Annotated in this window: 19 protein-coding genes; 5 read left to right on the plus strand and 14 right to left on the minus strand. The window is 43.1% G+C overall.

The window, feature by feature from the left end:
- Window positions 1–58: 58 nt before the first annotated feature.
- From A0126_RS10020 to A0126_RS10030, 3 genes are read right to left on the minus strand one after another with little or no spacing between them, the layout of a single operon-like run.
- On the minus strand, window positions 59–553 hold the full coding sequence (locus A0126_RS10020; RefSeq protein ID WP_088837482.1) for a hypothetical protein: 495 nt from the start codon (window positions 551–553) through the stop codon (window positions 59–61).
- Window positions 553–1,176: a phosphatase PAP2 family protein gene (locus A0126_RS10025; protein WP_088837483.1), complete on the minus strand. Its 624-nt coding sequence runs from the start codon at window positions 1,174–1,176 to the stop codon at window positions 553–555. Before A0126_RS10025 ends, A0126_RS10020 begins: the two co-directional genes overlap by 1 nt.
- Complete coding sequence (locus tag A0126_RS10030; protein WP_088837484.1) at window positions 1,176–1,721, minus strand: phosphatidylglycerophosphatase A family protein; 546 nt, start codon at window positions 1,719–1,721, stop codon at window positions 1,176–1,178. The genes A0126_RS10025 and A0126_RS10030 overlap by 1 nt, the downstream gene beginning before the upstream one ends.
- A gap of 146 nt (window positions 1,722–1,867) precedes the next feature.
- Between A0126_RS10030 and A0126_RS10035 the strand changes: the two genes are divergently transcribed.
- Window positions 1,868–2,380 (plus strand): YjcG family protein, encoded by a 513-nt coding sequence (locus A0126_RS10035; protein ID WP_029330982.1) that lies wholly within the window; start codon window positions 1,868–1,870, stop codon window positions 2,378–2,380.
- 2 nt (window positions 2,381–2,382) lie between these two features.
- On the opposite strand, the gene A0126_RS10040 is transcribed toward A0126_RS10035, so the two are convergent.
- Both A0126_RS10040 and fabI read right to left on the minus strand, forming a co-directional pair.
- The gene (locus tag A0126_RS10040; RefSeq protein WP_029330983.1) at window positions 2,383–2,586 is read right to left on the minus strand and encodes a hypothetical protein; all 204 of its coding nucleotides are present in this window, start codon (window positions 2,584–2,586) and stop codon (window positions 2,383–2,385) included.
- Window positions 2,587–2,715: 129 nt separating this feature from the next.
- Window positions 2,716–3,489 (minus strand): enoyl-ACP reductase FabI, encoded by a 774-nt coding sequence (fabI, locus tag A0126_RS10045; protein WP_088837485.1) that lies wholly within the window; start codon window positions 3,487–3,489, stop codon window positions 2,716–2,718.
- Between the two features lie 143 nt (window positions 3,490–3,632).
- Here fabI and A0126_RS10050 point away from each other — a divergent pair, with 143 nt between their 5' ends.
- Complete coding sequence (locus tag A0126_RS10050) at window positions 3,633–4,802, plus strand: FtsW/RodA/SpoVE family cell cycle protein (protein WP_088837486.1); 1,170 nt, start codon at window positions 3,633–3,635, stop codon at window positions 4,800–4,802.
- Window positions 4,803–4,841: 39 nt separating this feature from the next.
- On the opposite strand, the gene A0126_RS10055 is transcribed toward A0126_RS10050, so the two are convergent.
- The 3 genes from A0126_RS10055 to A0126_RS10065 are packed head-to-tail and all read right to left on the minus strand — an operon-like array spanning window position 4,842 to window position 7,210.
- Window positions 4,842–5,729, minus strand: a complete 888-nt coding sequence (locus A0126_RS10055) for an RluA family pseudouridine synthase (protein WP_239456735.1) — start codon at window positions 5,727–5,729, stop codon at window positions 4,842–4,844.
- A 16-nt stretch (window positions 5,730–5,745) separates the two neighbouring features.
- Window positions 5,746–6,549, minus strand: a complete 804-nt coding sequence (locus A0126_RS10060; protein WP_088837488.1) for an NAD kinase — start codon at window positions 6,547–6,549, stop codon at window positions 5,746–5,748.
- Between the two features lie 10 nt (window positions 6,550–6,559).
- Window positions 6,560–7,210: a GTP diphosphokinase gene (locus A0126_RS10065; RefSeq protein ID WP_029330988.1), complete on the minus strand. Its 651-nt coding sequence runs from the start codon at window positions 7,208–7,210 to the stop codon at window positions 6,560–6,562.
- 105 nt (window positions 7,211–7,315) lie between these two features.
- On the opposite strand from A0126_RS10065, the gene A0126_RS10070 reads away from it, so the two are divergent.
- Window positions 7,316–7,891, plus strand: coding sequence for a CYTH domain-containing protein (locus A0126_RS10070; protein ID WP_029330989.1), 576 nt, complete (start codon window positions 7,316–7,318; stop codon window positions 7,889–7,891).
- Between the two features lie 90 nt (window positions 7,892–7,981).
- Window positions 7,982–8,773, plus strand: a complete 792-nt coding sequence (locus A0126_RS10075) for a DsbA family protein (protein ID WP_088837489.1) — start codon at window positions 7,982–7,984, stop codon at window positions 8,771–8,773.
- Between the two features lie 171 nt (window positions 8,774–8,944).
- Here A0126_RS10075 and pepF read toward each other — a convergent pair whose 3' ends face one another.
- From pepF to cls, 3 genes are read right to left on the minus strand one after another with little or no spacing between them, the layout of a single operon-like run.
- Window positions 8,945–10,747, minus strand: a complete 1,803-nt coding sequence (gene pepF, locus A0126_RS10080) for an oligoendopeptidase F (RefSeq protein ID WP_088837490.1) — start codon at window positions 10,745–10,747, stop codon at window positions 8,945–8,947.
- A 5-nt stretch (window positions 10,748–10,752) separates the two neighbouring features.
- The gene (locus A0126_RS10085) at window positions 10,753–11,814 is read right to left on the minus strand and encodes a competence protein CoiA family protein (RefSeq protein WP_088837491.1); all 1,062 of its coding nucleotides are present in this window, start codon (window positions 11,812–11,814) and stop codon (window positions 10,753–10,755) included.
- A gap of 12 nt (window positions 11,815–11,826) precedes the next feature.
- Window positions 11,827–13,338, minus strand: coding sequence for a cardiolipin synthase (gene cls, locus A0126_RS10090; protein ID WP_088837492.1), 1,512 nt, complete (start codon window positions 13,336–13,338; stop codon window positions 11,827–11,829).
- A gap of 71 nt (window positions 13,339–13,409) precedes the next feature.
- Between cls and A0126_RS10095 the strand changes: the two genes are divergently transcribed.
- Window positions 13,410–14,132, plus strand: a complete 723-nt coding sequence (locus A0126_RS10095) for an SDR family NAD(P)-dependent oxidoreductase (protein ID WP_088837493.1) — start codon at window positions 13,410–13,412, stop codon at window positions 14,130–14,132.
- Window positions 14,133–14,197: 65 nt separating this feature from the next.
- On the opposite strand, the gene mecA is transcribed toward A0126_RS10095, so the two are convergent.
- The 3 genes from mecA to A0126_RS19400 all read right to left on the minus strand — a co-directional run bounded on the left by mecA (window position 14,198) and on the right by A0126_RS19400 (window position 15,720).
- Window positions 14,198–14,824, minus strand: a complete 627-nt coding sequence (gene mecA / locus A0126_RS10100) for an adaptor protein MecA (protein WP_088837494.1) — start codon at window positions 14,822–14,824, stop codon at window positions 14,198–14,200.
- A gap of 175 nt (window positions 14,825–14,999) precedes the next feature.
- Window positions 15,000–15,398 carry a transcriptional regulator SpxA gene (spxA, locus tag A0126_RS10105; protein ID WP_029330996.1) on the minus strand — a complete coding sequence of 133 codons (399 nt, stop codon included), beginning with the start codon at window positions 15,396–15,398 and terminating at the stop codon, window positions 15,000–15,002.
- 184 nt (window positions 15,399–15,582) lie between these two features.
- Window positions 15,583–15,720, minus strand: coding sequence for a hypothetical protein (locus tag A0126_RS19400; RefSeq protein ID WP_167331086.1), 138 nt, complete (start codon window positions 15,718–15,720; stop codon window positions 15,583–15,585).
- Window positions 15,721–15,804: the final 84 nt, after the last annotated feature.

Genomic DNA, 15,804 nt, shown 5'->3' on the forward strand with positions numbered 1-15,804 from the left:
AAAAAGAAAAAGCATCCGACGTCACTACGTCGGATGCTTTTTCTTTTACTTTAATGATTCACGTTTGATAACGATGAAATAGTTCTTCTAATAACGCTGATTCATCCTCTACGGAAGAGATTCCTTCATGGGGACGAGTCAGACGTTCCGATAAGGTCATCGCCGGATAAGCTTGCCAGTTCGTCACTTCTACTTCTTCGAGATAGATTAAAATCGACGACATCGTGGCAGGTTGCTGATGTTGTCGCAGCCAATTTTCATATCGCTTATCTGATTTCCCTTCTTTTAGCAGGGTTTTCCCGCTCTCAAGAATTGCCCACTTTGGTTTTGCGTCGATTTGAAATAATTCAAGATGTTTAAACTGATCTACCGTTCGGCTCGTCACTGGAATCACTTGATTGATTTCAACTAGACGCTTCAGGCGCAGATGCGCCCGCATCGTCATGAACTGTTTGTTTCCATCCATTCGCTCGACGAGCAATGTCGGTTTGTTCATCGTCCGCATCGTTGCTTCATCGAACAAAATGCTATTGTCAATATCAAGTAACAACATTAATTGTAAATCTCCTTTTTTCGTCTCGGTGATACGAATGCATATGATAAGCTGAGGACGAAGGCCGCGAATAAAAATCCTCCGAGGACATCAGAAAAATAATGAACGTTCAAAATAATCCGTGAAGATCCCATTGCGAGAAACATCAACGTACAAATCGTGCTGACGACAATCCGCCCCGTCCGACTTAAAAAGCGCCAAGCAAGTACGATGAATCCTCCATAAACGGCAAATGCCATCGATGAATGTCCACTTGGAAAGCTATATCCTACGCCCCCTACCAAGTCATTTAATGATGGACGTTCTCTGACGAAAATCAATTTAACGACTTGATTTAACGCCCCGACGGAGAGACAAGCAATGAAATACCAAATGCTACCGACTTTATCACGCCAAATCAGGTAACTGACGATTGCAAGAATGCTCGTAATCGTCACAGCTCCGACACCTGATCCAATCCGCGTGAACCACGAGACATAGCTACCTGGGACACGTTCTGCCATTTCATTCGATAATTGGGCATCAAACAAAAAATAACCTGTCAGGCGAATCGATAACGCAATCGTTAAAAACAATACGAGTACGATTCCTGAGACGATTAACGCCCGATGATTGGTTTTCATTAGTACGTTCCCTTTCGTTGTTCAAGTTCTTCCGCTGAATAGTCTTCTTTATCACGTAAACGGTGTGCAAGGCGTCCGGATGCGTTCGCTGCAATCGCCGCGACGATGTCATCCATGAACGTATTGACACGTCCATCATCGACTTTCGTATCGAGCTCCTTGATAATACCGATTTTGGCTTTATCTAAGTAACCGAACGTCGTGACCGCGATTGAACCATACGTATTGACCGCACCAATCGCAATCGTTTCATCGACGCCAAACAATCCTTCATCGCTTCGAATGATGGATAATAATGGTTCAGACAACAGACCCTTTTCCGCAAGAATATCAAGTTCTGCCCCAACTAAAATCGCATGTTGGAGTTCCCGTTTTTCGAGTACACGTTCGACTGAGCTGAGACATGTCTCGAGTGTCAACTCCTCCGTATAAGGTGCCTGCATCTGATACACGATTTCAGAAATGGCATGAATCGTTACTCCACGTTCGTGAAGCTTTTCAATCGCTGCTTGTTTGACCTCTTTTGAATGTGCTTTTTCTTTCATGACTAAATCCACCTCTCTGACAAAGTTCTTCACAAGTATACACAGATTCCCTAACTCTTCTCAAACATCTTTGACATAGCGCCCATAATCCGTCATGATTATTTTGTAAAGCGTTATCATTTTAGGGGAAAGTAGGGGATTTTTCGATGAACATCGGGGTAGTTCTGTTTCCATCGAAGCGCATACAAGATTTCGCGAATTCGTATCGAAAACGATATGATTCAAAGTATGCTTTAATCACGCCACATATTACGATGCGTGAACGCGTGAGTGTTGATGAAAGTGAGTTAGAATCGATTGTTTCTGAATTAAACAAAGTGGCTGAACAAACGAAACCACTCGCACTACATCTTCAAGGGGCACGCTCTTTCCATCCGACAAACAATGTCTTGTTCTTAAAAGTCATGCCGACGGACGAAATGGAGCAGTTGCATCGTGCGTTACATTCAAATGGACTCGAACATACACCCAAGTACGACTTTTTGCCACATATTACGATTGGCCAAGATCTTTCTGATGTCGAACTGTTCGACGTTCTAGAACGGCTAAAGATGGAAGATATTCGCTTTCAAGAAGACGTCACGAAAATGGCACTTCTCTATGAATTAGAAAATGGTGCCTGGAGCGTTTATGAAACATTCCGCTTCAAACAACACTAACATTAAACTTCCCGGTCGAACTTACGGCCGGGAAGTTTTAATTCCGGTAAAACTCCATACGCATTCGCTTGTTCTTCTAATTCATAATCATGTGACTGAATCCGCTCAATCGGATTGATTCGGGCAATCGGTTCTGTTTTTCGTTCCGGTTCAACACGAACCTGCCGATTGACGTATTGAACGACTGTAAAATCAATTTGATACATATCTCTTCCCTCCTATTTCTGTAGCCGTTATTTTCCTCATCTACTTTTCTTATTCCCAAAATAGCTTTTTAGAAAACAAAAAAACCAGGGTTGCCCCCGGTTTAGAACTACAGCAAATAGGTTGAGCACTTAAAGAATGTGGAAACCACTGTCGACGTGGAGAATTTCACCTGTCACGCCACTCGACATTTGTGACAACAGGAACAAGCCACTTTGACCGATTTGTTCCGTCGAAACGTTTCGGTGCAGTGGTGCACGCTCTTCAATGCTGTCGAGAATCGAGTTGAAGTCGCCGACACCTTTTGCCGAGACCGTACGCACTGGACCAGCTGAGATTGCATTGACACGAACACCTTGTTTTCCGTATTCAGCCGCAAGGTAACGAACGCTAGCGTCGAGCGCAGCTTTCGCGACACCCATGACGTTATAGTTCGGGACCATCTTCTCACCACCGAGATATGTCAACGTGATGACTGAAGCATCTTCTGTGAAAAAGTCTTTCGCTGCTTTGACGACTGCCGTTAAGCTGAATGCAGAAATATCGAGCGCTTGCGCGAACTGTTCACGCGTTACGCCTGAAAACTCGCCGCGTAATGCTTCTTTATCGGCAAAGGCGATCGAATGGGCAATCCCCGAAATCTGTCCGTGATCCGCATGGATGCTTTGGAACACTTGCTCGATTTCTTTATCACTCGTTACGTCACATGTATAGTAAGTAGCTGGTCGCGATAATTCTTTCCCTAACTTTTCGAGTGGTGCTTTAAATCGTTCGCCTACATACGTAAACGCGAGGCTTGCACCTGCCGCGTCAAGCGCTCGGGCAATTCCCCATGCGATCGAGCGTTGATTGATGACACCCATTACGACATACGTCTTTCCCTCAAGTGAAGGATAAATATTCATTTGAACTCCCCCTAAAATTAGTACCTGGTAATAACACCTATATCTAGGTTACAAAAACGTAACGCTTCTGTCAACCACCCCTCTTGATATTGCGATTTTGATAAATTACGTTAATATAGAAAGAGATAGAAAGTAGGGATGAAATGAACCGTTTTAAATCATTTACACAACGATATGATAACACGTTACTTTTTTTACTCGGTTGCCTGATGATCATCAGTATCATCGCAATCTATACGGCGCAACCTTTTTTGCAAGGCGCGATTAGTGAAATCAATTTCATGGCGAAACAGATTCAGTGGTATATCATCGGATTTATCGCACTATCTGTCGTCATCTTCATTGATTATGAACAGTTAAAACGATTCCATTGGTACTTGTATGGTGCCGGAATCCTTTCTTTGATCGGTCTCGTCGTCTTACGCGGAACGCCACTCGTCGCGAACATTAAAGGGGCGTATGGCTGGTATCAGCTTCCGGTCATCGGAACGGTCCAACCGGCAGAGTTCATGAAGTTCTTTTTGATTGTCACGTTAGCTGCCGTCATCTCTGAACATAATGCACGGTACGTCCAACACGAACGTGATTTTTTACTTCTGCTCAAAATGGTTGTTGTAACATTACTTCCACTCGCTTTAATCATCATCCAACCCGATTTAGGAATCGGCTTAATTTTATGTGTTATTCTTGCCTGTGCGATGCTCTTATCCGGCCTCAACTGGAAGTGGCTCCTGAGCATGGTGATTTTATTTACAATTTCAATCGTCGGTTTCTTTTATCTCTTTTATTTCCAGAATGATTTACTTGCGACCTTCTTCCCAGGACACGCGATGAACCGAATCATGGCGTGGTTACAACCATTTGAGTATGCCGACGATTTATCTTATCAATTGGTCCAATCGATTAATGCGATCGGCTCCGGGCAAATGTTTGGTGTCGGCTATGGAAAACTCCAGGTTTCCGTCCCGGAATTGCATACTGATTTCATTTTCACTGCGATTTCTGCCCATTACGGATTTATTGGGGCTGCCGTCGTCTTAGTCATCCTGTTTTTGTTCATCTACCGCCTGATTCAAATCGCACTTGAAACAGCCGATCCGTTTGGAACCTATATCGTGACAGGTTACGTCGCAATGTTTACGTTCCAAATCTTTCAAAACATCGGGATGACGATGGGTGTTTTACCGATCACCGGTCTCCCACTGCCTTTCATCAGCTATGGAGGTTCGACGATGATCGTCAACTTAGTAGGTCTTGGCCTTATTATGGCGATCGCTTCCCAATCACGTGTCTCGATGTTTGATGAAGATTAAAAAAAGAGTTGATTCCCTGTTGCAGGAATCAACTCTTTTTTATTGTTCTATGAACAAGTCACTCGGTAACGGCGCTTCGAACATGACCATTTCTCCCGTCCCCGGGTGAGGAAACTGTGCACTTGCACTATGAAGCGCCTGGCGCGGAATGAGCGGTGTCCCGCGATACATCGTATCTCCGACTAACGGATGACCGAGTGCTGCGAGATGAACACGAATCTGATGTGTCCGTCCTGTTTCCAGCTTGATTTCTAACTGCGAAATCGTTCGCATGAAGGCTTCGACTGCCGTACTCTTCAAGATATGCGTAACCGCTCGTTGACCATCTTCACGGACCATCCGTTCCATAAAAGAGTGATCCGTCTGACCAATCGGTAAATCGATTGTTTGTGGACCGAGTTCTCCTTCGATCAATGCAACATAACGCCGGTCGAGCAGTCCATTTTGTTGCATTTTACTCAATTGATGATGAGCTAGCGCATGTTTGGCAAAAATCACAAGCCCACTTGTATCCCGGTCCAATCGATTGACGATGTGAATCGCATACGGAATCTGTCGTTGTTTATAGTAACCCAACACGAAATTCGCCAAAGAACGTTCCGGGTGAAGACGCGAGGGAATCGAAGCCATCCCCGGTGGTTTATTGACAATCAACAACCACTCGTCTTCAAACAAGATATCAAGCTCTCCTTGTGTCGCAATCATGTCTTCTGCTGGGTGCTCCTCAGGGAAAGAGACATGGATTTCGTCGTCGAGATCGACACTCTCGTTAACGTTAACATGTTGTCCGTTTCGCAAAATGTCACCATGATGCTTTATCGACACGAGCATTTTTCGGGAAATTCGGAGGCGCGTCGTACAAAAATGTCCGACACTCCAGCCGACCTGTTCATGTGTCACTGTTTCTTTCAATTCAAATACCATCATCACTTACCTCTTTTACTTAACTTCTTTCTTCTGCTAAAAATGATTCTCTGACCCGCTCCCAAAACGGGAAGGAACGAAAACGGGCAAATTTTACTTTCTTATCGGAGACACGACAGCGAATCGATTTTACGTTTTGATGAACAATAGAAGCATAATGATCGTAAGTCAATTGAAAATCAATCGGATTGACCGGTCGTATTTCGACATCATGGTGCTTCGGCAACAACATCGGGGAACCGATTGTTCGATATACACGATTGTTGATGGAAGCCATTTCAGTAATTTGAATCGCTTCGAGGGCCGGGTGGACAATTGCACCACCTAACGCCTTGTTGTAGGCTGTCGAACCGGATGGGGTCGAGATACATAACCCATCACCACGAAACGTCTCAAAGTAGTCTCCACGTATCGACAAGTCACATACAAGTGTCTGATTAAAACTTTTAATCGTACATTCGTTTAGCGCCAACAACTTATTATGTGAACCGTCCGCATAATCAATCGACAGCTCAAGCAATGGGTATTCGACCGTCGCCAAATTTTCATCTGCGATATGACGAATCAACTCGTCCATTTCTTCCGGGCGCCAATCTGCATAAAAACCAAGATGTCCCGTATGAATCCCAACGAGTGTGATGTCTTCGACTTGACTCAAATAAGAATGAAATGCCTGGAGCATCGTTCCATCTCCACCAATTGAAATGATGATTTCCGGAGTCGCTGCATCAAGAACACTCCCCCGAGCAATCAACTCTTGTTCCAATTGATCGCGTAGCATTCGCGAGCGTTCATCATCTCGTGCTGTAATCGCAAAGCGCATGGTCATCCTCCTACTCGCTTACTGGATTATTAGTTTGTTTTCCGTCTCGTTCATGTAGGACGAGCTGTGCGTCTTGAATCTCTACTTTCAGTTGACTCATTTCCGCATCCAATAAAAAGGCGGCTTCCGCGGCACGTCGCAGTCGTTCGCGTGTTTCCTCCGGAATGTTTCCTTGGTATTTATAATTGAGTGAGTGCTCAATCGTCGCCCAAAAGTTCATCGCAAGTGTCCGAATCTGAATCTCAACGAGCGTCGGAATCTCACCTTCAATCGTTTGGACAGGATAGGCAATAATAATATGATAGGAACGATATCCGCTCTCTTTTTTTTGTGTGATATAATTTCGCTCTTCGACCACCTTAAAGTCTCCACGTGATCGTAACAGTTCTAGTACGTGGATGATGTCGTCGACAAATTGACACATAATGCGTAAGCCGGCGATGTCTTGCATCTCTTGTTCTAACGAACTGATCGCAATCGATTTCCGCTCCGCTTTTTGGATAATACTCTTCACAGGTTTTACCCGTCCCGTGACAAATTCAATCGGTGAATGTTCCCCACGTTGTTGAAATTGTTTTCGAATGGCCTTTAGCTTTACCTTCAGTTCATCAACCGCGATTTGATACGGCGCGAGAAATAAATCCCAATTTTCTTTTGTCATCGTTTTCGTCACCACTTTTAATCTAAATTGTTGGTTCAATTCGTTCCACTACTTCATTCATGTTATCATATTTTCAAGCATTCAACTAGAAAGGCGTGAACCGGAATGAGACAAGAAATGGAAATTGAATTTAAAAACTTGTTAACAGCAGATGAATACAAGCAACTGATGCAAGTTTACGGCAAACAAGACGAAACGATTTGGCAAGCAAATGATTATTTTGATACACCTACGTTTGAATTGCGTCAGCATGGCGCCGCTCTACGCATCCGTCAGAAAAAAGAGGGTCTCGTATTAACCTTAAAAGAACCGAAAGATGATGGTTTACTTGAAACACATGTTTCTCTATCGGAAGCAGAGGCAGAGGAATTATTCAAATATGGTCTGATTCAATCTGATGCGATGAATGAACAATTGAGTCGCTTCAACTTAACAGCATCGCTTGAACACTTAGGACGTTTAGAAACAACTCGTTTTGAAACAAAATTGAAAGACGGATTGCTCGTACTGGATCAAAGTCACTATTTAGGCGTAACCGACTACGAATTAGAATTCGAAGTGCAAGCCTTCGAACAAGGTCAACTTGCTTTCACGCAACTGCTCGAGAAACATCAAATTCCACGTCGTGAAACGAAAAATAAAATTGTCCGTTTCATGGAGCGTAAAGCGGTTTCACGCTAATCGTGTACAAATGTACAAGCAAAACCTTTGCTCTTTCATTTTTTTCGTTGCTAAAATAGGGTAACGATAACAACAGAAGGGGGTGAACGGATGGAACACGATCAATGTAACGGTTCTTATTGTTCATTGGACGAACCATCAATTCAACAACCGACGAAACCCCTAGAAATTTATCATTTTCTAGATGTGACGCAAACAGATGGTTTACGGTTGATACCCGTTCTCAAGAAATTAGAGTTAGAGTATGGTCATCTCTTCCGACTCAGAACGATTGCGACAATTCCTTGTGCTCCATCACGCTCTGCGTGTGATATGTCGCCATTGTTGATTTTAAAAGCAATCGAACTACAAGGTAAGACATTCGGAATGCGCTTCATGAGACGTCTCCGGATGTTGCATAATGTAGAAGGCGAAAGTGCCTATACACGTTCTTCTTTAATCCGCTTAGCCGAAGCCTTAACTGAATTCGGTCTCGACTTGGAGGAATTTCATCGCGATGTTGAATCAAATACGATTCAGCTCATGCTCGAAAAAGAAACGCAGCTCGTGACAGAATGGGACGTACGCGTCCTCCCTACCCTCGCTTTCATTGGAGATGAAGAAGCCATTAAAGCTGAAGGTGCTTATGAATACCTCATTTATGTCTCCATTTTAAATGAGTTATTGGATCAACCTGTTGAGAAGCAACCAAAGCCACCGCTCGAACATTTCTTGAAACGGTATGAAACAGCAACAACTTCAGAAATCGCTTTTATTTACGATGTATCTGAAGCGCAAATTGAACATGAGTTGAAAAAACTTGCACTTCAACAAAAATGTGTCTCACTTTCTTATTGTGACGGTAAAGTATGGCGTCACCTTAAAGACTCAGCACATGCTTAAGTTAAAAGAAAAAGGTGTTTCCGCAATTGCGGAAACACCTTTTTTGTCATTCACATGACCATTGGATGGGGGAAAAGAGAATCATCAGGGGAATGTGACCCTCTTCACATTCTTAGTATATAAGAGCCCCGGATTTTTTTCTATAACTTTGTGCAAAAATTCACAGAGTTGTCACTCTCCGAGTAATGCTTCGAATTCATCCAACACACGTTCAAATTGACGTAATGCTGCTTCCACTGGTGCTTTTGTCGTCATATCGACACCTGCTGCCTTTAAGACTTCAATCGGATAATCACTTGATCCTGCTTTAAGGAAATTATTAATGTAACGATCAACAGCAGGTTGTCCTTCTTCTAAAATTTGCGTCGTCAATGCGGCAGCGGCTGAAATACCTGTCGCATACTGGTAGACATAATAATTGTAGTAGAAGTGAGGAATCCGTGCCCACTCAAGACCGATTTCTTCATCCAATACGATTCCGTCGCCAAAATATTTTTGGTTCAACGCATAATACGTTTTCGTCAGGAATTCTGGTGTCAACGATTGACCGAGTCGAGCCGCCTCGTGAATTTCATGTTCAAATTCTGCGAACATCGTCTGGCGGAACAACGTACCACGGAATGTTTCTAATTGATTGTTTAACAGATAAAGTTTCTCTTTTTTGTCTGTAACACGTTTCAGTAAGAAATCATTTAACAAAGCCTCATTTGTCGTCGAAGCTACTTCCGCTACAAAAATCGAATAATCACCATAAGCATATGGTTGTGATTGACGTGTATAGTAACTATGAACAGAATGTCCGAATTCATGTGCCAATGTAAAGAGGTTGTTGACGTTATCTTGCCAATTCATCAAGATAAACGGTTGTGTATCATATGCGCCAGAAGAATAGGCACCACTGCGCTTACCACGTGTCTCGCGAACATCGACCCATCGATCTGTCAAACCTTCTTCTAAGATATGCTTGTACTCATCTCCAAGTGGTGCCAATCCATCGACCATCAATTGTTTCGCTTCATCGTAAGAGACTTTCATTTCGACTTCGCTAACGAGCGGTGTATACATGTCATACATATGAAGCTCTTCTAATCCGAGTACACGTTTACGAAGTTCAACGTAACGATGTAACAATGGGAGATGTTCATGGACCGCTTCTACTAATCCATCATACACTTGCTCCGGAATGGCATTTCCATGTAATGCAGACTCACGCGCCGACTTGAACTGTCGCACTTCCGCATAAAAATTATCTTTTTTGACTGATCCTGCAAGTGTCGACGCGAGCGTGTTTGTATAGTTGCCGTATGTTTCGTACATCGCCTTGAACGCTGCCTCGCGGACTGAACGGTCTTTCGACTCCATGAATGTAATGAATCGACCATGTGTCAATTCCGCCTCTTGCCCGTCTTCCCCTTTGATTTTAGGGAATTTCAAGTCAGCATTATTCAACATACCGAACGTCGTTCCAGATTGCCCTAATACTTCCCCTGCTTTAGCAAGAATTGCTTCTTCAGCTTCAGTTAATACATGGTCGCGTTCTCGATTAAGTTCATCAAACGCATGACGATACATCGCAAGATCCGGATTGCGATCTAAAAATCCCGTAATCGTTTCAACTGGAATCGTCAACAGTTCTGGTGTCATGAAAGCTAGTGCAGCTCCAATCTGCGAAGCGAGCGTCCGCGCACGGTCATTCATCGCTTGATAGAAGCTATCAGCCGTATTTTCGTCATAACGCATATGCGCGTATGTATAAAGCTTATGCAGACGTCGTGAAATTTCATCACGTAACTGTAAACCTTCAAAAAGCGTTGTATCATCTTTTCCAAGTCGCCCTTTGTAATCAATCATCAAAGGTAACATCGCTTTGACAGATTCAAAATCCTCTTCCCATGCTTCATTCGTTTCATAAATTGATTCTAAGTTCCACGTTTCTTCTACCGTGACATCTTTTCGTGTCAATAGTTCTGCCATTTCAATCACTCCCTTACTTCATTTATACCTGTTTCTTTTTCGACAAACAACTGAATTGCTCCTGCTAAAACAGCGTCTTCTTTAAAACGGTTTACAGTTGTAGCAATACTAGATTGCTGACATATGCGTGCGACAGCTAGTAAATTCATCCAATCCTCTACCACACGTCGAAGCAGATTCGGCTCATGAGAAATCCGGCATGCGTCGAGACAGGAGACTAACGCATGTTCAAGTCGGATTTTCGAGTAGTTTCCTTGTAAGGATAAATAAAGTGTCATTTGAAGTTCAAAAGGATGGAGTGGAAAGGCGAGAAGTGTTTCGATGGGTAAAAAACAGTGGGCTGGAAGGTATAAAACATGCAGACCTGCTTGATAGAGTGGATTTTTGAGTAGATGATTTGGCATCGTCGAGAAGAAAGGACGTAGTCGGTATTTCCGCACAAGTTGAATCCATTTTTTCGCAGAAAATTTCCGGGGAAATGCTTGGGGGGTAGGTCTAATAAATTGTGTGAAAGAAGTTTCTAGTCGTTGACAAATCACTAAGTGTTTCGTAAAAGGGACAGCAAAACCATAGCGGTTAATTTTTCCCTGTTCGATTAAATCGAGATAACCATCCGTCAATAATGCTTGTTTCATCCACCCGTCTAACTTAATGATGCATCCGCCTGTTGGATGAAAGCCAATCCAGCGCACAGCATATGCTTTTTGTTGATCAATCGTTCGTCGTCGATTCCACTCCAACGCGGTCATCTTCGATCGTTGGATTTCTACCGCTATCCGGAGTGCAGGGATCCACAAGTCAAATCGACGTTGCCCTTGAACTTGTTCTAAAGCGACGTCATAACCTAAGCTACGAAAGTATTCCGCTAAAGTCGTTTTCCAACCTTGATGTGCACTCGACTCTCCCGTACATGCTGAGACATGAACAAAATGCGTTCGCTTTCGTCCCTGCCTGACCCGTAATCGGTTCAGGCAATAAGGACAATACAACGTCATTTGCTTTAATTGTTCGACTTGTACGAGATGGATATTGATTCGGCGACCTGTTTCATCAACGGCTTCAAACATGACAGCACCCCTTTAGAGTAAAGGTGAGAATAGACGTGAAACTGACTCAATCAAGCGTTGCGAAAAACTGCGCTGACTGAAGTAATGGCGATCAACTTGAGTCGAATGCGAAAAATCATCATAAAAATCCCGGGTCAGTTCGTGAACGGAATTTGTACCATACAAGAAGGCATTGACTTCAAAGTTTAGATGAAAACTTCTTAAATCCATATTCGCCGTTCCGATGGTTGCAATCGCATCATCGACGACAATGACTTTGGAATGCATGAATCCTTTATTGTATTCGTAGATTTTAACGCCTGCTTGGAGTAAATCGTCGAAATACGAGCGACTCGCATAAAAAACAACTTTATGATCCGGAAAACTCGGCAAGAGAATTCGAACATCGATTCCGGACATCGCTGCTGTTTTTAATGCTGTCATCAAGTCCTCGTCCGGAATCAAGTACGGTGAAGCAATGTAGACCGAACTTCGTGCTTCCGTAATCAATGCGAAGTAAAGCGACTTCATGGTCTCTTGCGGTTCGTCCGGTCCACTGGCGATGATTTGAACGCCCCCTGTTGCATCCGTGACCACTTCGAGCGGCTCCATGTAGAAAGGTGTGAACAGACGCTCTCCTGTCATGTAGTACCAATCCTGTAAAAATATCAATTGGAGCTCTGACACAGCCTCTCCACGAACGACAAGATGCGTATCTCGCCAAAATCCGAATGCTTTATCTTTCCCGATGTATTCATTTCCGACATTGATTCCGCCTGTAAATGCGACCGTTCCATCAATAACAACGATTTTACGGTGGTTTCGATAATTGGATTTGCTGGAGATGAAGGGAAGGACGACAGGGAAAAAGGCATGCACTTCAATGCCAGCCTGAATCATCTTTTTAAAGTAACTTTTGTCAGTAGAGAAACAACCGACTGCGTCATATAAGAAACGAACCTCGACCCCAGCCTCAGCACGTTCAATCAAAGCGGCTTGTAACTCGAGGGCTAACGCATCATCGCGGACAATATAGTACTCTAAGTGAATATGGTGCTCCGCTTGACGGATTTCAGCGAGCAAGAGCGGAAATTTCTCCTCTCCGTTAGTCAATATCTTCGTATGTGTATTATACGATATTGGAAGCCGGCTGATGGAATCGATAAGTTTGACAACCTTTGCATAATATCCATGTTTGAACACTCGATTGTGTATACCATGATCAAATTGGGTACGATATTTAATGTATGACTCTTCATCAAGCATCGCTTTTAAGCGAAACATTTTTTTACGGCGATAGTTCTGACCGAACGTGAAATAGACGAACACGCCTACGACGGGCAGCGCCATCATGACAAGCGCCCAGACTAAAGTCCGTTCGGGATTTCGATTTTCAAGTAAGATGATGATGAAGACACTTAAAACGATTAAGATGATGACGATTGATAACCAACCGACCATGTAGACACTCCAGTAGTAAGACAAAAACGCCAGTAAGCTACAGGTCAACAGTAACGTCATCAGCAGTTGAACACGTCGTAACATGAAATCCCCTCCTCTTTCTTTTTACTATGTATCAAGTTTTTCGACTCTATTATCAGAAGGGAAGTATTCGAATGAAAACTTACATCGTAACGGGCGCGACTGGTGGAATCGGGGAAGCGACCACCCTCCAACTTGCAAAAGAAGGACATACCGTTCTTGCCTTAGGGAGAAATACCGAAAAAGGAACGGTACTCGAACAACATGGACAAGGCAACATTCATTTTTTCCAGGTCGATCTTGCTAAACCACCAGAGATTCAGCAGTTCTTCGATGACACCGCGACTGACTTTCCAACCATCGATGGCATTTTTAACAATGCCGGAACTTTTGGAAAACCTGTCGCACCTGAACGCGTAACAGATGCCCAACAAGAAGTATTCCAAGTCAATTATCATGCACCTGAACAAATCATTCAACTCGCTGTCAAACGATTGTCCAAAGGGGCTTCAATCGTTAACAATAGCGCAATCGTCGGACATGTCAAATTCCCGGCGATGCTCTTACCTTATGCGTCTTCAAAAAGTGCTCTTATCACCCTTACGAAAACTTACGCGGCCCGGTTTCATGGAAAGTATCGTTTTAATGCGATCTGCCCCGGCCCCGTCGATACAGCATTAAGCCATTCCTTATACGGTGGGAAAGACAAGTTTGACTTGGCAATGAAACATCACCTTCGCGGGAACGCAGCACAGCCGGCTGAAATTGCAGAAGTCGTTTGTTTTTTATTGTCGGATAAAGCTAGTTATATCAATGGCCAATCATTAATCGTCGATGGTGGATATACATTGACGTGATGCTAACAAAAAAAGGACTGCTCCCTTTTTGTATAGGAGCAGTCCTTTTAACGTGACATTTGTATTTAGTTCGTAAAGTGCTTACGGACGACAGCAAAAACATCGTCGGCAATGATGGTTTTACCATACTCTGCGACCGGATGAATCGTTTGTTCGCTAAATTGCAAGTACTCGGCAATCAAACTCATCACGTTTTCTTGTTCTTCCACTTCCACTTCGTCTTTAAAATGGACGTGGAGCAAGTAGGCACCATCTTTTTGATAGAGCGCTGTTTTCAAATCTTTGAAGACCGGTGCTTCTGCATATTGGCTAAGAGCAATAACATGCTCAAAATCCGTCGTTTCAAATAATACGTCTTGGCTGAGTTCTGTTTCTTTATCTTCTGCCTCAGACATTGCTGAACGGAGTAATGAATCCAACTCTTCTTCATCCACTTGTTCGCCATCAACTGTTGTTTTAGCGATTGTAACCGTCACTTCAAGACCTTTTTCAAATGCTTGAACTTGTATCCATAGTGGACCTTCGAAGGAGATGGACTCTTTTTCATTCGCTTCATCCATCATCTGCCAGAATAACTGTTCTCCACGCTCACGGTTATACCAAATCTCGTCTCGGGCAAAGCCGCGGCGTTCGATATCCGTATACGTAATGAAGAACTTGACCGTGTTGTCATTGACGCGTTCGATTTTCAATATGTCCACTCCTTTCATCTCGCTCTTATCTAGTATACGAACGAGCACATAACATGGATTCAAAAAGAACCCCTTTTTAACCATATAGGGTATATTCCTTTGTTATCTTTATTTTAACCTTTTTTGACGGTAACAAAAAGCACACTGCTCACGGAAGCAGCGCGCTGGTTAAAATTTATTCGTTTACCAAGCGTTGCGCTTCCATCAATTGGAAAGTGCGAACTTTACGTGGTAAGAAACGGCGAATTTCATCCTCATTATATCCAACTTGGAGTCGTTTTTCGTCAATCAAAATCGGACGACGTAACAATCCAGGATATTCTTGAATTAAATCATAAAGATGTTGCAGCGACAAGTTCTCGACTGAAACGTCTAATTTAGAAAAGACTTTTGAACGTGTCGAGATAATCTCATCTGTTCCATCTTCCGTCATACGAAGAATTTGTTTGATTTCATCAAGCGACAATGGTTCCGAAAAAATATTTCGTTCCACAAATGGGATTTCATGTTCTTCAAGCCACGCGCGCGCTTTACGACAAGAAGTACAGCTTGGTGAAGTATAGAGTGTTACCATTGAAAAACATCCTCCCCCTGATTTACATCATGTCTGAACTATAAAAAGGAACGTATCCTTTTCCTAATTATTAATGATGATTCTATTACTTGACAGTTTACATTGAATTTCAAATAAAACCTAGCTATTTTTTAAGATGAAAGAACTTTTTCGTAAAAAAACTCGCTGGAGCCACGAGATGGCTTCAGCAAGCTGGCGTGTGATCAAAAGGTTGAGAAATCGTTTCTTTTGCTTTCGGGAGTTTCATTTCTTTTAATTTCTTTTCGAAAATATCCCGCAAAAGTCGTTTTTTCAACTTTTTCTTCTTATCACGTTCTTTCATAACTCCGACACCTCACTCGGTCCGAAAAAAGAACAAGCAACCAACGAAAGCTGAATTATCATCTTCTACATTAATTAGTATACC

It is taken from the genome of Exiguobacterium sp. N4-1P (genome assembly GCF_002214325.1).

Excerpts from the sequence above, each read along its gene's own strand:
- A0126_RS10020 (WP_088837482.1), bottom strand. The coding sequence starts at position 553 with ATGTTGTTACTTGATATTGACAATAGCATTTTGTTCGATGAAGCAACG.
- A0126_RS10075 (WP_088837489.1), top strand. The coding sequence starts at position 7,982 with ATGGAACACGATCAATGTAACGGTTCTTATTGTTCATTGGACGAACCA.
- A0126_RS10030 (WP_088837484.1), bottom strand. The coding sequence starts at position 1,721 with ATGAAAGAAAAAGCACATTCAAAAGAGGTCAAACAAGCAGCGATTGAA.
- A0126_RS10070 (WP_029330989.1), top strand. The coding sequence starts at position 7,316 with ATGAGACAAGAAATGGAAATTGAATTTAAAAACTTGTTAACAGCAGAT.
- A0126_RS10085 (WP_088837491.1), bottom strand. The coding sequence starts at position 11,814 with ATGTTTGAAGCCGTTGATGAAACAGGTCGCCGAATCAATATCCATCTC.
- spxA (WP_029330996.1), bottom strand. The coding sequence starts at position 15,398 with ATGGTAACACTCTATACTTCACCAAGCTGTACTTCTTGTCGTAAAGCG.
- A0126_RS10055 (WP_239456735.1), bottom strand. The coding sequence starts at position 5,729 with ATGATGGTATTTGAATTGAAAGAAACAGTGACACATGAACAGGTCGGC.
- A0126_RS10050 (WP_088837486.1), top strand. The coding sequence starts at position 3,633 with ATGAACCGTTTTAAATCATTTACACAACGATATGATAACACGTTACTT.
- A0126_RS10025 (WP_088837483.1), bottom strand. The coding sequence starts at position 1,176 with ATGAAAACCAATCATCGGGCGTTAATCGTCTCAGGAATCGTACTCGTA.
- A0126_RS19400 (WP_167331086.1), bottom strand. The coding sequence starts at position 15,720 with ATGAAAGAACGTGATAAGAAGAAAAAGTTGAAAAAACGACTTTTGCGG.
- A0126_RS10035 (WP_029330982.1), top strand. The coding sequence starts at position 1,868 with ATGAACATCGGGGTAGTTCTGTTTCCATCGAAGCGCATACAAGATTTC.
- pepF (WP_088837490.1), bottom strand. The coding sequence starts at position 10,747 with ATGGCAGAACTATTGACACGAAAAGATGTCACGGTAGAAGAAACGTGG.
- A0126_RS10065 (WP_029330988.1), bottom strand. The coding sequence starts at position 7,210 with ATGACAAAAGAAAATTGGGATTTATTTCTCGCGCCGTATCAAATCGCG.
- A0126_RS10095 (WP_088837493.1), top strand. The coding sequence starts at position 13,410 with ATGAAAACTTACATCGTAACGGGCGCGACTGGTGGAATCGGGGAAGCG.
- fabI (WP_088837485.1), bottom strand. The coding sequence starts at position 3,489 with ATGAATATTTATCCTTCACTTGAGGGAAAGACGTATGTCGTAATGGGT.
- A0126_RS10040 (WP_029330983.1), bottom strand. The coding sequence starts at position 2,586 with ATGTATCAAATTGATTTTACAGTCGTTCAATACGTCAATCGGCAGGTT.
- cls (WP_088837492.1), bottom strand. The coding sequence starts at position 13,338 with ATGTTACGACGTGTTCAACTGCTGATGACGTTACTGTTGACCTGTAGC.
- A0126_RS10060 (WP_088837488.1), bottom strand. The coding sequence starts at position 6,549 with ATGCGCTTTGCGATTACAGCACGAGATGATGAACGCTCGCGAATGCTA.